Below are 13878 nucleotides of genomic sequence, written 5' to 3'. Positions count from 1 at the left end.
GTGTGTCGAAACCGGATGCCCCGATCAGCGGCCCAGAAGTGAGGGCACGATGGTGACGATCCCCGGGAACAGCGCCAGAATGGCCAGTCCCAGAACCTGGATCAACACAAACGGGATCACGCCACGATAGATGTGGCCGGTTGTGACCTCCTTGGGCGCGACGCCGCGCAGGTAGAACAGCGCAAAGCCGAAGGGCGGCGTCAGGAACGAGGTCTGCAGGTTCACCGCGATCATGATTGTCACCCATTTCGGATCGAAATGCGCGCCATAGATCACCGGCCCCACAATCGGCACAACGATGTAGATGATCTCAAGGAAATCCAGCACGAAGCCCAGGATGAACAGGATGATCATCACGATGATAAAGGCCGTGCGCGGATCGTCGAAGCTGCGCAGGAATTGCTGGATGTATTCCTCGCCGCCAAAGGAAATCACCACAAGGTTCAACAGTTGCGAGGCAATCAGGATGGTAAACACCATCGAGGTCACCTTGGCCGTTTCCCGCACCGCTGGCGTCAGCACCCCGGACCGGAACAGAACCCAGCAGCTGAACAGCAGACCGAACAGCGCGTACAGCCAGCAGACATAGGCAAAGAAGAACGCCACCCATGTTTCGAATGACACGCTTTCGGTGTTGATGCGCAGGTCAAAGTTGATGCCGGTCAGGATCATCAGAACCACGGCCAGCGTCGACCAGATCACGATCTTGGGCGATTTGTCCTCTTCGGACAGCTTGCGATAGGCGGCCAGCATGATGGCCCCTGCCGCCCCCAGCGCCGCCGCGGGCGTCGGGTTGGTGATGCCGCCCAGGATGGACCCCAGTACTGCTACAATCAGAACCAGTGGCGGGAAGACCACGCGCAACAGCTCATTCTTGGACAAGCGGCCCATGGCATGGAAACATCCATAAACCGTGATGGCCCAAGGGATCAGCATCATCAGCACCGTCCCCATCGACGACGTGGTTGGCGACAGCAGGAAGATATCGACCAGCAACCCCAGAAGCAGGCCGGCCGCACCGATCTGCAAGGGCAGAGGATTGGCGGACGGCGAAACACCGCGTGCCACCGACAGGATCAGGCCAAACATGATGGTCAAGATCGCAATGCCGGTGCCAATCGGTGCCGCATTTTCAATGGTTTGGGCCCGAAGCGCAGTGATCTCCTCCGGCGACAGACGGGTGCTGGTTTGCGTCCCACCCCCGGCGTCGATTTCAGCCTGCTCTGCCACAGCCGTGTCCCAGGCCTTTTGGCCGTGCAGATCGATCATCGACGCCTTGCATGTGTCCGACACATTGGTGCGCAGCGATGCCGTGTCGCCCGTTTCCGTAAAGGTGTTGACCTGCGTCGTCTGCGTGCCCACCAGCCCGACCTGGGCCAACAGCATTGTGCCCGCAATCAGCGCCACGGGGACACCGACGTACCAGGTAAACGCCTCGCCGCGTGTGACCGGCTCTCCTGTGGAATCGCCCATCGCCACGGCGGGCGCCTTGGACGGGTTCAGCATGGCATAGACAAAGGCATACAGCGCGTAGAGCACCGCAAGCAGGATGCCCGGCAGCAGCGCCGCCTGGAACAACGTGCCGACAGACACCACCGCCGGGCTGCCCAGATAGGTCAGCGCGTCGGAACAGCCCGCAAGCTGCGCGCGCGATTCCTGGGCTGCTGAATAGAGATCCCCGGCAAGCGTGCCCAGCAGGACGATCACGATGGAGGGCGGAATGATCTGCCCCAGCGTACCAGAGGCCGCAATCACACCTGTCGCCAGTTCCGGCGCATAGTTGTTGCGCAGCATGGTTGGCAGCGCAAGCAAGCCCATGGTGACAACGGTCGCGCCGACGATCCCGGTCGAGGCGGCCAGAAAGGCACCCACAACCACAATCGACACCGCCAGACCGCCGGGCAGCGGGCCAAAGACCCGCGCCATGGTGGTCAACAGGTCGTTGGCGATCTTGGAGCGTTCCAGCACGATGCCCATCAGCACGAACATCAGCACCGCCAGCAGCGTCTCAATGGACTGACCGGCGATGACCCGTTCGTTGATCCGGTTGGTGATGCCCGCGATGACGCGTTTCATCGCGCCTTCGTAATCGCCCGCCGGGAAGATCGAATCCGCCGCCACGCGCGGCAGGTCAGGATACCGGAAGATCGAGATCGCCTTTTCAGGCACGCCAGAGGCGAGCAGGGCCGAATACGGCTCTGACCCTGTGTCGATTGCCTGGTGAATAAGTATGCCGGCACTGTCCAGCGCGGCGATGATACCGAAGGAGATGACCCCGGCGCCACCGATGGCAAAAGCCACTGGAAAGCCCGAGAGGATCGCCGAAAAAAGCGAGAGAAAGACGATGATCAGGCCGATCTCGACGCCGTCCAATCCGAATAGCATTGTCCTACTGCCCCTTTAGAATTCTGCGTGATCGTAGGGCTCTTCGCCCTGCTCGATCACGTCTTTGTCCAGATATTTGCCGTCGCTCTCGGGGCCTTCGATCCACTCCAGGTAGGAGCGATAGAAAAAGGACCACGCATGGACAAAGATCATGCCGATCATGATCAGCATCAGGATCTTGAACAGAAAGTAGCCGTTAAAGCCGTTGGGCGAAAAGCCGATGGTCTCGACGTTCCAGCGCAGCGCGCGAGCCTTAAGCACAAGCCGGTCAAGCTGGTCCGTGGCGTTCACCGGCGGCACGATCATCGAACGCCACATGAAGGTCCATGTGAACATCCAGATCAGCACTGCCATCGGCAACATGAAGAAGAGTGAACCGAACATGTCGATCACCCGCTTGGTGCTGTGCGATACGGCGGCATAGACAAGGTCAACGCGCACATGACCACCCTGCACAAAGGTATAGGTCAGGCACAGCGCGACCACCATCGCATTGTAAAGCTTCAGCTCTTCGGCATACCAGGAGATGTCGAACTGCAGCGGGATGCCAAAGCCGAACACGATGTCCGGCCGGGTAAAGATCCGTTGCAAAAAGACGATGACCACCTGTTGCAGCACCATCAGCAATCCCGCCCAGGCGGCAAAGCGACCGACGGTGTTGGCAAAGCCCTCCAGCACCCGGACCACGCCCCAGAGAAAGGCATTCTTCCAGACACCGACGGCAAAGATCACGAGGAAGAAGACAAACGCGACAAAGAAAAATTCAACCGACGCGCCGTAGTAGACCAGCCGCATCATCGATTGCTTTTGTTCCAGCGTCTCCATTCCGCCCGTCCAGCCCAGCCAGTCGGCAGAATGCGTCACCGCATATCCCAGATTGTAGAACGCCATGGCGAGGTTTTGCAGGATCCAAACGATCCCGTCCCCCAACGCTCCCATGAATTGCCCGAAACCGGCAGGCCCTGTTTCTTCCATTAGTCCCCCCACACCCCGTAGGATTCGTCTGACCCGGGTTGATCGGCGCCAGACGTAGCACGAAAAGAAGCCCCCGCGTCACGCGCGAGGGCCTCGGTTTTCAAAGCTGAACGATCAGCCGCCCAGCACGCGAACGCGCTGTTCGACGTAGTAGGCGTCCGACTTGCCGATCCAGCTTGCCGAGTTGGCCATGCTGGTCTCGAACGAGTTGCGGATCTTGGCGAACAGTTCGTCGCCCATGTTCTCGTCCATGACCTTCTTGGACGCGGCACCGAAGGCATCCCAGACATCGTCGGGGAACTGCAGCGTCTTGACGCCTTGCGACTGCAGACGTGCCAGCGCGGCACCGTTGTTCGCCAGCGTTTCGGCCAACTGGAAATGCGTGGTCGCCATCGACGCATAGCGCAGGATCGCCTGCTGCTGCGCGGTCAGGCTTTCCCAGACGTCCAGGTTGACGTTGGCGGACAGGGCAGAGCCCGGCTCGTGGAAACCGGCGGTGTAATAGATCTTGGCCACTTCCTGGAAGCCGGCGCGCTCATCGGCCATCGGGCCAACCCACTCCAGACCGTCCAGAGCACCAGACGACAGCGCCTGATACAGTTCGCCACCGGGGATGTTCTGCACCGACGCACCCAGTTCACCCAGAACCTTGCCGCCCAGACCGGGCATGCGGAACTTCAGACCGTTGAAGTCGTCAGCCGACTTGATTTCGTTGCGGAACCAACCGCCGGACTGCGAGCCGGAGTTGCCCGCGTTCAGGCCCTTCATGTTGAAGATCATGCCCAGTTCGTCGTGCAGTTCTTCGCCGCCACCATGGTAGTACCAGTTGGTGACTTCCTGCGCGGTGCCGCCAAAGGGAACGGCGGTGAAATAGGCGTAACCCGGATGGTTGTTGATGAAGTAATAGTCAGCCGAGTGGTACATGTCCGCCTGGCCCGACGACACGGCGTCAAACACTTCCAGCGCGCCGACCAGTTCACCCGGGGCTTTCTTGTCGATGGTCAGCATACCATCGGACATCTCGCCAACCATCTGCTCCAGGTAGGTGGCCGCGTCGTCCAGAACGGCAAAACCGCGCGGCCAGGACGTGACCATGGTCAGGGTCCGCTTGCCCTGTGCATAGGCCGGAGCGGCCAGCGTCGATGCAGCGGCAGCGGCGCCGGCACCCAGAGTCGAGTTACGAAGGAAAGAACGGCGATCCATAGAAAACCTCCCAGTTTTTTTAGTTGCGCAGGGCTCCCCACCTCGCGCGGACCGAATTTAAGTCTTCGCACCCTAGGGTGGGTGTCTGCGCAAAGAAATACCCAGTGCTACGGAGGAGATGCGATATTTTGCCAAAACGGCCACTTTTTTGAGTGAGCGCAAAACGGGGCCGCTCCGCTGGTGGCGCGCCTCACGCCTGAGAACACGATTCCCGCTCTGCCGCCGCGCAGAGCCAGTCAAAGACCAGGCGCCGCGACGGGTCTGCCAGATCCTCACGCGGGCAAAGTGCGTCATAATTCTGTGAGGTCGACAATGTGCCGGGCACCGCCTGAACCAGCCGACCAAGTCGGATATCGCGTGCCACAAGGAACCGACTGGCCAGGGCAACCCCCTGCCCCGCCATGGCCGCCTCGATGGCCAGTGTTATCTGGCTGAACCGGGGTCCAGGCAGATGATCGCGGTGGGCCTGGCCCAGCACGGTCTCTAAAAACGCAGGCCACAGATCCAAAGAATGATGCAGCAAGGTCCGCCCCTGCATCCCGTCGCCCGGCAGATCCGGCGCGCAGACGGCGATTGCCTCGCCGGTGAACAAGGTGCGCGCCTCCATCCCCGCCAGCGCCTGCGACCGGCCGAAACGCACCGCGATGTCCACCCCATCGGCGCGAAACCGCGACAGCGCTTCTGTTGCAAGGACGCGCAATTCGATCTCTGGGTGGCGGGCCGAAAAATCCGGCATGGTCGGTATCAGCCATTTCGATGCAAACGAAGGCGTGACGGAAATGGTGACGCTGCGTCCACCCGGTCGCAGATCCTGCGTCGCCTGTTCCATCAATCGAAAGGCGCGCGCGATCTGGTCATGATAGCGCCGCCCGTCTTCGGTCAGACGCAACCCGCGTGCGTGCCGATCAAACAAACGCAGGGCAAGACGCGCCTCCATCCCGCGCACATGCTGCGCCACAGCCCCTTGTGTCACGCGCAGCTCCCGGGCTGCGGCGGCAAAACTCAGATGCCGTCCCGCCGCCTCAAAGGCGCGCAAGGCATTTAGCGGAGGAAGTCCGTCAGCCAATCGTTTTCCTATCATCTCAAGGCAGTCGTTCTGGCCTGTGCGGGGGCAAGTATAGCCAATATTTCACTGTGGAAACACGCAAACATAGGATAGCGCCATGACTAGAGTAGAAATGCCGCCGATGACATGTGCACAGGGTTCAGTGCATGTTACGCAACCCGCCGCACACAGGACCGGTGCAATGATCGACACAGTCAAATGGACCGCCTCCATGGCGCAGATCGGCGGCTATGCCGCGACCGGGTTCGGCTTTGCCACATGGGCGTTGCCCTTTTTTGCGGTTGGCCTGCTGGGCTGGCTGGCCGTGGGTCTTGCCTGGCGCGATCGGGCAATCATCCTGATCCACCTTGTCGCCATGGCCGCAATGCTGACCGGCCTTGCCACCCGCGGCTGAGGTCTTTTCAATACCCCCGCACTCTGCTTTGCTGCGCTTATGCGCAAGCTCATCCAGCGCCTTCGTCCGTCTTACCGTCAGAAGCTGTTTCTTCTTGCGGCGGCCCCAATGGTACTTGCTGTCTCGGCCATTGCGCTGCTGGTGGCCGAGCAGTCGCGTGCCATGGCCGAACAGGAAATCCGACAACTGGAGGCGCAGTTGCTGGAGGCCAAGAAGCGCGAGTTGCGCAACTATGTCACCCAGGCACGCAACGGGTTCTATTTCATCTACGGCTCTGCCGCGCCGGACAATGAATCCGCCAAGGAACAGGTCATGCAGATCCTCGCGGCGATGATCTATGGTGAAGAAGGGTTCTTCTTTGTCTATGACTATGAGGGCAAGAACCTTGTGTCGCCGCGCCAAACCGATCTGATCAACGGCAACCAATGGGATCTGACCGACAGCGAAGGCACCTATGTAGTGCGCGAGTTCGTCGAGATCGCCCGTCAGGGGGCGGGCTATGTCGATCACCTCTGGCCGAAACCCTCAACCGGCGAAGAGGGCCGCATGATCACCTATGTCACCTCATTTCCCAGTTGGCGTTGGGCTGTCGGCACCGGCGTGTTCATTGACGATGTGCTGGCCAGCGTCGCCGCCGCCCGCGCCGAGGTAGAGGCCAAGGTGCAGCGTACATTCGTGTATATTGGCGCGATCACTCTTGCCGCGCTGCTGGTGGTCTTTGCCTCTGGACTTGTGCTGAATATCCGCGAACGGCGGCTGGCCGATGCCAAGCTGCGCGTACTCACCCAGCGGGTTCTGGACACGCAGGAAGAAGAGCGCGGCCGCGTCGCGCGGGAACTGCATGACAGTATCAGCCAGATCCTTGTCGGTGTGCGCTATGCGTTGGACGTGGCGCGGCGGCGCGTGGCCTCCGGCGATCCACGCGCAGCGGACACGCTGGCCAAGGGCACGGACAACCTGGGCCTGGCGATTCAGGAGGTGCGCCGCATCAGCCGCGACCTGCGCCCCGGCGTGCTGGACGATCTGGGCCTTGGCCCCGCGATCAAGACCCTGGCCGAGGATTTTCAGACCCGCACCGGGATAGACACCCATTTCGCGACCGTGGTGTTTCGCAACCGGCTGGATCAGGACGCCAAGATTGCGATGTACCGCATTGCGCAAGAGGCGCTGACCAATGTGGAACGCCACGCAAGCGCCACCCATGTCCGCATCGATCTGCGCGGACATCGTGCCGGGGCCACGCTGAAGATCGCCGATGATGGCGTCGGGTTGCGCGATTCCCGCGCGCATACGCCCGGCATCGGCCTGCGCAACATGCAGGAACGGATGGACCAACTGGGCGGCACCTTGCGTGTCTTGTCCTCACGCGACGGGACCCTTATCGAGGCGCAGGTGCCGCTCAGCCACATGCTGCCCCCAGAAGACGGTACCGTCTCACAACCCAAGGTCCGCGCATGATCCCCCGTCCCACCCGCGTCGTCGTTGTCGATGATCACCCGATGGTTGCCGAAGGCATCGAAGCCATCCTTGAAAGCTATGACGACATCAACGTGGTCGCGACGCTGTCTGACGGGCAAACAATGATCGACCGTCTGGAAGAGCTGTCGCCCGATGTCATTCTGATGGACCTCAACATGCCCGGACTGGGCGGGCTGTCCGCCACCGAGATGATCCTGGAATTGCGACCCGAGACGCGCATTCTGGTGCTGTCGATGCACGATTCCCGCGAATACATCAGCACGGCGCTCAGCCATGGCGCGCGGGGATATGTGCTCAAGGACGTGCCGACCGATGAGATCAAGCGCGCCATCGACACGGTGATGGCGGGAGATCGCTATCTCTGCCCCGGCGCAGAGGGGGCATTGACCCCGTCCGGGCAGGACCGCGAGCAACTGACAAACCGCGAACAGATGGTGTTGTTGCAACTGGCGCAGGGCAAGTCGAATAAGCAGGTCGCCGAAGCCTTGGATATTTCGGTACGCACGGTGGAAACCCACCGCAAGAACATCCGCCGCAAGCTGGGCGTCAGCAGCACCGCCGAACTTATGCGCTATGCGCTGGAACACGGCGTCTTGCAGGGCACCGGCGCGAACTTCTGAAGAAATGAGGCACGCCGAGTCCTGTCAGCCTGTCAGAGTTCGACCATTGGCCCGACCGGAACGCAGTCTTCCCAGGCTTTATAAACCATCGCGGGAATAACCTCTGCTTCCGTGGGCTCTGCACCGGCAAAGGCGGTCGATGCCTTGGGCACGCCCCCCATCGCCACGGCCACTCCCATCAGCGCGACAAGTGCCACGGCCTTGCAAATCGTGAAATCGCGGTAAAATATATTTCTGGACATGACGATCTCCTCGTCTCCTGTGACCTCATGCACAGCATTGCGGATGTTGCGGCCCCAAACAACTCACGATGCCGCGCGCGAATGTTGCAATGCGTCTAGTGCCCGCCGTGTCCCGGCATCAAAACGGCATGTGCAATCCCTGTCGCACCGGGGTTTTCGGGCTGCAGACCGATCGCGACAAGGATGAGAAAGGACAGACAAGCCGCCTTTATTAAAGAAAAATTTCGAAATGACCTGGACCTGAGCATTGCTCGCCTCAACAAGAAAATGAACTGACTGGTTCAGTATTGCCAGACCTTTCGCCGGGCTTGCAATCGACAATATGCGCATAATTGCACATCAAATATGCATAGCGCGGGACTGAACGCAAAAACAGACGACGCCACCTGCGCAAAAGCAATTTTCGAAAAGGCGCTGCCCGCCAAACGAAATTTGCTTTCTCCCACTTCGCCGGTTGACGCCTCGTGCCGCCCGCCATAAAGTCGCCCGCGCAATGCAAGGGAGCCTCGGGCATGTCCACGCTAGTGGTAATCGTAGGAACAAGGCGCATGGGCCGGTAACGGAATCCCTATCAGGACCCCATGCGCCCCCGAAATGAACCTCGGGGGCTTTTTTGTGCGCAAAATTTCAGTGTCGTGAACGGAGAACATGCGATGACACGTCAGATGACCGGAGCGAAAATGGTGGTTCAGGCCCTCAAGGACCAGGGCGTGGACACGGTATTCGGCTACCCTGGCGGCGCTGTACTACCGATTTACGATGAGGTGTTTCAGCAAAACGACATCCGCCACATCCTTGTTCGGCATGAACAGGGCGCGGTTCACGCGGCAGAGGGCTATGCCCGCTCTACCGGCAAGCCCGGTGTCGTTCTTGTGACCTCCGGCCCCGGCGCCACCAATGCAGTGACCGGGTTGACCGATGCCTTGATGGACTCGATCCCGATTGTCGTTTTGACCGGACAGGTTCCGACATTCATGATCGGCTCGGATGCCTTTCAAGAGGCAGATACCGTCGGCATCACCCGCCCCTGCACCAAGCACAACTGGCTGGTGAAGGACACCGCGCGGCTGTCGTCGACCATCCATGAGGCGTTCCATGTTGCCACCTCGGGCCGTCCCGGTCCGGTGCTCGTGGACATCCCCAAGGACGTCCAGTTTGCCAGCTCGCAATACCAGGGCATCCCAAAGGTCGCGACCAGCCACTATCAGCCGCAGGTCAAGGGTGACATGCAGATGATCGAACATCTGGTCGAAGCGATCGAGATGGCCGAGCGCCCGGTGTTCTATACCGGCGGCGGCGTGATCAACTCTGGCCCGGCGGCCAGCCAATTGTTGCGCGAAATCGTCGAAGCGACCGGCTTTCCGATCACCTCGACGTTGATGGGTCTTGGCGCGTATCCGGCTTCTGGCAAGAACTGGCTGGGCATGCTGGGCATGCACGGTCTGTATGAGGCCAATCTGGTGATGCACGGCTGCGATCTGATGATCAACATCGGCGCGCGGTTCGACGACCGGATCACCGGCCGCCTTGACGCCTTCAGCCCGAATTCGCGCAAGGCGCATATCGACATTGATCCGTCCTCTATCAACAAGGTGATGAAGACCGATTTCCCCGTTGTCGGCGACGTGGCGCATGTGCTTGAAGATGTGCTGAACCTGTGGAAAGCACGCGGCCGCAAGGTCAACCGTGAGGCAATCGCCCGCTGGTGGAAGCAGATCGAGGAGTGGAAGAAGGTCGACTGCCTGAAATACAAACCCTCCGAAGGCACGATCCGTCCGCAGCACGCGCTGTCGCGGCTTGAGGCGCTGACCAAGGACCGCGATCGCTATATCTGCACCGAGGTCGGCCAGCACCAGATGTGGGCGGCGCAATACCTTGGCTTTGAGGATCCGAACCGCTGGATGACATCCGGCGGCCTTGGAACCATGGGATACGGCACGCCTGCCTCTATCGGCGTCCAGATCGCGCACCCGGACTCTCTGGTGATCAACGTCGCCGGTGAAGCATCGTGGTTGATGAACATGCAGGAGATGGGCACCGCGGTGCAGTACCGTCTACCGGTCAAGCAATTCATCCTGAACAACGAACGCCTTGGCATGGTGCGCCAATGGCAGGAATTGCTGCACGGTGAGCGGTATTCGCAATCCTGGTCCGAGGCGCTGCCCGATTTCGTCAAGCTGGCCGAGGCCTTTGGCGCCAAGGGCATCCTCTGCAAGGATCCCGCCGATCTGGATGACGCGATCATGGAGATGCTCGACTATGACGGGCCAGTGATCTTTGACTGCCTCGTCGAAAAGCACGAGAACTGCTTCCCGATGATCCCCTCGGGCGCGCCGCACAACAAGATGTTGCTGGGCGATGCCTCGACCAAGGGTGCCATCGGTGCCAAAGGCGCGGTGATGGTGTGATCCCATCGCCGCTCACCCGGTCCGCCCCGGCGGGCCGGGTGTTGTGGCTGGACCGGGCCAAAGGGCTGGGCATTGTCCTCGTCGTGTTTGGCCATGCCTGGCTGGGGGCGCAGGCGGCAGGTTTGCTGCCCGCCGACCGGCTGTTCCACACCGTCGAAAAGCTGATCTACAGCTTTCACATGCCGCTGTTCTTTCTTCTGTCGGGCGTCACGTTCGAAGCCTCTGCCCGTCGGCGTCCCCTGCTGCGCGGGGCGCGGGACAAGGCGCTGCGCCTGCTTTGGCCGCTGCTGTTGTGGACCTACGTCTTTGCTGCGTTCCGCTATCTGGCCGGTGGGGCGGTCAACAGCCCAATGGCGCTGGCGGATCTGTTCACCTCGCCTCTACCGCCGCAGGACCACCTGTGGTTTCTCTGGGCGTTGTTTCTGATACAGATGTTGGGCCTTGTGATTGCCGTGCCGGGCGGGCGGCCAAGACCAACCTGGGTCTGGCTGGCGCTGGCGCTGTTGGCCATGGCGGTTGTGTCCTTGCCCGGTCTGCCGCTGGGGCCGTTGACGGTGAACGCCGCGCTGCATCTGGGGATCTTCCTGTTGGGTATCTGGCTGGCGCGGGCCGGTCCCCTGCCCTCTGGTATGCCTACCCGGCTCAAGGCCTTGACGGTGTTTGTCGTCGTCCAGTTCATCAGCTTCGGTCTGCCTGAAAACATATTGGCCTTTCAGGTGATTGCCGCGACGTTGTCGCTTTGCTTTGTCGTGATGCTGAACGCCCGCCTAGGTGTCCTTGGCCGTCTTCTGGTGCGGCTGGGCCAACTGTCGATGCCAATCTATCTGGCCCATACGCTGTTCACCGCCGCCACGCGCATCGTCCTGTTCAAAGTCACCGACGACCCGACACTGCATCTGGCGTTTGGCACACTGGCCGGGTTGATCGGTCCGGTGGTGCTGTATTACACGGTGCGCGCCGTTGCCTCGCCCCGGTTGCTGGGGTTCTGAGGCCACGCCGTCACGAGGCCGCCGCGTGGTCCGACCCGGCGCAGAGATGTGCGGCGATGGTCAGCAACAGCGCATCGCGTCGCACGGGTTTGCTCAGGAACCCGTCCATGCCCGCCGCCGCCGCGTCGTCGCGGTCCTTGTCAAAGGCATTGCCCGTCAGGGCGATGATCGGTCGGTGCGGCCAGCCCCGCTGCTGCTCACGCTCCCGGATCAGACGGGTTGCCTCCAGACCGCTCATTTCCGGCATCGACAAGTCCATCAAGACAAGAGCAAAGCGGTGCGGATCGTACAGATCCAGCGCACGGCGCCCATTGTCGGCCAGCACAACCTGCGCGCCACGCCGCTCCAGCATTTTCTGGGCAACCGCCTGATTGGTGCGATTGTCCTCGACCACCAGGACGCACAACCCGTCAAGACGCATCGTGTCGGTCGAAACCGGTACGGCGCTGGGTGTCGAAAAGGCCACGGTCGGCAATGGCAAATCCACGGTAAAGGTCGTGCCCCTGCCCTCTTCGGACCGGGCGGAAATGGTGCCCTGCATGGCAGAGACCAGCCGTTTGCAGATCGACAAACCAAGACCCGTGCCCTCAAACTGACGCTCATGTCCCTTGTGGACCTGTTCGAACGGATCAAAAATCACCGCCAGCCGGTCCGCAGGAATGCCGATGCCGGTGTCGGTGAGGGTGAACCGAACAACATTGTCGCGCGCGGATGTTCGGGACAGATGCAAATCCACCTTTCCCTCCAATGTGAACTTGATCGCGTTGCCCATGAGATTCATCAGGATCTGACGAATCCGCAACGCATCCCCCTCGACCAGATGCGGCACGTCCGGGTCGATGCGACACTGCAACGTCAATTCCTTCTGTGTCGCCAAGGGCGACAGCAGTTCACTGATCTCATCGACCAGCCCTGCAACCTCAAACGTCACCTTTTCCAGTTCCAGCCGCCCGGCCTCGACCTTGGAAAAGTCAAGTATGTCAGAGATCAGAGAGGTCAGCGCCAGCGCCGCGCCCCGGATCGTGGCCACATAGCTGGCCTGTTCGCTGCTGAGGTCTGTTTCGGCCAACAGATCCGCCATCCCGACAACGCCGTTCATGGGAGTGCGGATTTCATGGCTCATATTCGCCAGAAACGATGACTTCGCCTTATTGGCGACGTTGGCGGCATCCCGTGCCGCGCGCAGTTCGGCGTTCTGGTTGCGCAGATCGGTGATGTCGGTGTGTACGATCACATTGCCCAGCATCGGCCGCGACGACGCCTGCATGTAATAACTGCGGCCGGAGTCCGGAATCTCCATCAACACCTTGCGCCCTTTGTTCAGCGCATCCTCTACCTCCCGGTGGACTGTCGGATCGCGCGGAACCTTGTCATGCTGGGCCAGAAAGTGCAGATGATCGCCCATCGCCATACCCTCTGGCACATCGGCGGACTGAAGACCAAAAAGCCGGAGGTACGCCGGGTTCACGCGCAGCACCTGGTTGTCGGGATCATCGACCTGTGTGCCCGAGGTCACAAGCAGCCCCTCCCCCATGCCTTCGACGATCTCGGTCAGCAGGTGATTTGTCTCGGACAGTTCATGCGCCTTCTTGACCAGATTCCGTTCAAGCGCCACGGTTCGCTTGTTCAGTCCGGCCACCAGGGAATCCGTCACATCCGCCTTTCGCATGACGGCGCTGATGTTCAAGGTGATCCCGCGATAGCCGGCAAACACGCCCTGCACTGTCCAGATCGGCACTGCGCTGTCCATCAGCACCGCGCGGTCGCCATTGACCATCACACGTTCATAGCTAAGCCCGCGCACCTCGCGCTGGTCGCGCAGCGCCTCCATCAGTCGATCAAGCCCGGCCTCGTCACCCGTGGCGCTGGCCTGGTCCAGAATGCACAGGCCGTTCAGCTGTTGCGCCGTCAACTGCAACCCGGAATGCCGGATGTTGACATAGCGCAGCCGGTAGTCGGCGTCCGCCTCCCATGTCCATGCCGGCATGAGGTGGATGACATCCGACCAGATTCTGGCGTCTTTCTCCCTCTCGGACATGAGTGGCCCCTGGTTGCCGGAAACAATTGCGACGCAATGAATTTGGACTAGCGAAAAACAATTGACAGGGCATTAAATC

11 protein-coding genes are annotated in these 13878 nt (G+C 60.8%); 5 read left to right on the top strand and 6 right to left on the bottom strand.

What is annotated here, in order from left to right; all coding sequences use genetic code 11:
* Window positions 1-24 precede the first annotated feature (24 nt).
* From CHB90_RS10880 to CHB90_RS10865, 4 genes are all read right to left on the bottom strand, one after another.
* Complete coding sequence (locus CHB90_RS10880) at window positions 25-2385, bottom strand: TRAP transporter large permease (RefSeq protein WP_089277896.1); 2361 nt, start codon at window positions 2383-2385, stop codon at window positions 25-27.
* A gap of 15 nt (window positions 2386-2400) precedes the next feature.
* Entirely contained in the window at window positions 2401-3360 is a 960-nt protein-coding gene (locus CHB90_RS10875) for a TRAP transporter small permease subunit (RefSeq protein WP_170941039.1), read from the bottom strand.
* 114 nt (window positions 3361-3474) lie between these two features.
* Complete coding sequence (locus CHB90_RS10870; RefSeq protein WP_089277895.1) at window positions 3475-4563, bottom strand: TRAP transporter substrate-binding protein; 1089 nt, start codon at window positions 4561-4563, stop codon at window positions 3475-3477.
* A 190-nt stretch (window positions 4564-4753) separates the two neighbouring features.
* Window positions 4754-5629: a LysR substrate-binding domain-containing protein gene (locus tag CHB90_RS10865; protein ID WP_245823221.1), complete on the bottom strand. Its 876-nt coding sequence runs from the start codon at window positions 5627-5629 to the stop codon at window positions 4754-4756.
* 181 nt (window positions 5630-5810) lie between these two features.
* Between CHB90_RS10865 and CHB90_RS10860 the strand changes: the two genes are divergently transcribed.
* The 3 genes from CHB90_RS10860 to CHB90_RS10850 are packed head-to-tail and all read left to right on the top strand — an operon-like array spanning window position 5811 to window position 8122.
* Window positions 5811-6023, top strand: a complete 213-nt coding sequence (locus CHB90_RS10860; protein WP_089277893.1) for a DUF6552 family protein — start codon at window positions 5811-5813, stop codon at window positions 6021-6023.
* A gap of 39 nt (window positions 6024-6062) precedes the next feature.
* The gene (locus CHB90_RS10855) at window positions 6063-7481 is read left to right on the top strand and encodes a cache domain-containing protein (protein ID WP_089277892.1); all 1419 of its coding nucleotides are present in this window, start codon (window positions 6063-6065) and stop codon (window positions 7479-7481) included.
* Complete coding sequence (locus CHB90_RS10850; protein WP_089277891.1) at window positions 7478-8122, top strand: response regulator transcription factor; 645 nt, start codon at window positions 7478-7480, stop codon at window positions 8120-8122. Before CHB90_RS10855 ends, CHB90_RS10850 begins: the two co-directional genes overlap by 4 nt.
* Window positions 8123-8154: 32 nt before the next feature.
* Here the strand turns inward: CHB90_RS10850 and CHB90_RS10845 are convergent, their stop codons facing one another.
* A complete protein-coding gene (locus CHB90_RS10845; RefSeq protein WP_089277890.1) occupies window positions 8155-8364 on the bottom strand; it encodes a hypothetical protein in 210 nt (69 codons plus the stop codon).
* A 653-nt stretch (window positions 8365-9017) separates the two neighbouring features.
* Here CHB90_RS10845 and CHB90_RS10840 point away from each other — a divergent pair.
* Window positions 9018-10772: an acetolactate synthase 3 large subunit gene (locus CHB90_RS10840; protein ID WP_089277889.1), complete on the top strand. Its 1755-nt coding sequence runs from the start codon at window positions 9018-9020 to the stop codon at window positions 10770-10772.
* On the top strand, window positions 10769-11761 hold the full coding sequence (locus CHB90_RS10835) for an acyltransferase family protein (RefSeq protein WP_170941038.1): 993 nt from the start codon (window positions 10769-10771) through the stop codon (window positions 11759-11761). The genes CHB90_RS10840 and CHB90_RS10835 overlap by 4 nt, the downstream gene beginning before the upstream one ends.
* A 10-nt stretch (window positions 11762-11771) precedes the next feature.
* On the opposite strand, the gene CHB90_RS10830 is transcribed toward CHB90_RS10835, so the two are convergent.
* The gene (locus tag CHB90_RS10830) at window positions 11772-13799 is read right to left on the bottom strand and encodes an ATP-binding protein (protein WP_089277887.1); all 2028 of its coding nucleotides are present in this window, start codon (window positions 13797-13799) and stop codon (window positions 11772-11774) included.
* Window positions 13800-13878 lie beyond the last annotated feature (79 nt).

Source organism: Antarctobacter heliothermus (assembly GCF_900188425.1).
GTDB classification, from domain to species: domain Bacteria; phylum Pseudomonadota; class Alphaproteobacteria; order Rhodobacterales; family Rhodobacteraceae; genus Antarctobacter; species Antarctobacter heliothermus.
The sequence above is the reverse complement of the archived record's forward strand: the minus strand, read 5'-3'. Positions and strand labels throughout refer to the sequence as shown.

Coding starts and splice junctions, on each gene's coding strand:
- CHB90_RS10870 (WP_089277895.1), bottom strand. CDS start 4,563: ATGGATCGCCGTTCTTTCCTTCGTAACTCGACTCTGGGTGCCGGCGCC.
- CHB90_RS10840 (WP_089277889.1), top strand. CDS start 9,018: ATGACACGTCAGATGACCGGAGCGAAAATGGTGGTTCAGGCCCTCAAG.
- CHB90_RS10855 (WP_089277892.1), top strand. CDS start 6,063: ATGCGCAAGCTCATCCAGCGCCTTCGTCCGTCTTACCGTCAGAAGCTG.
- CHB90_RS10830 (WP_089277887.1), bottom strand. CDS start 13,799: ATGTCCGAGAGGGAGAAAGACGCCAGAATCTGGTCGGATGTCATCCAC.
- CHB90_RS10880 (WP_089277896.1), bottom strand. CDS start 2,385: ATGCTATTCGGATTGGACGGCGTCGAGATCGGCCTGATCATCGTCTTT.
- CHB90_RS10850 (WP_089277891.1), top strand. CDS start 7,478: ATGATCCCCCGTCCCACCCGCGTCGTCGTTGTCGATGATCACCCGATG.
- CHB90_RS10875 (WP_170941039.1), bottom strand. CDS start 3,360: ATGGAAGAAACAGGGCCTGCCGGTTTCGGGCAATTCATGGGAGCGTTG.
- CHB90_RS10860 (WP_089277893.1), top strand. CDS start 5,811: ATGATCGACACAGTCAAATGGACCGCCTCCATGGCGCAGATCGGCGGC.
- CHB90_RS10845 (WP_089277890.1), bottom strand. CDS start 8,364: ATGTCCAGAAATATATTTTACCGCGATTTCACGATTTGCAAGGCCGTG.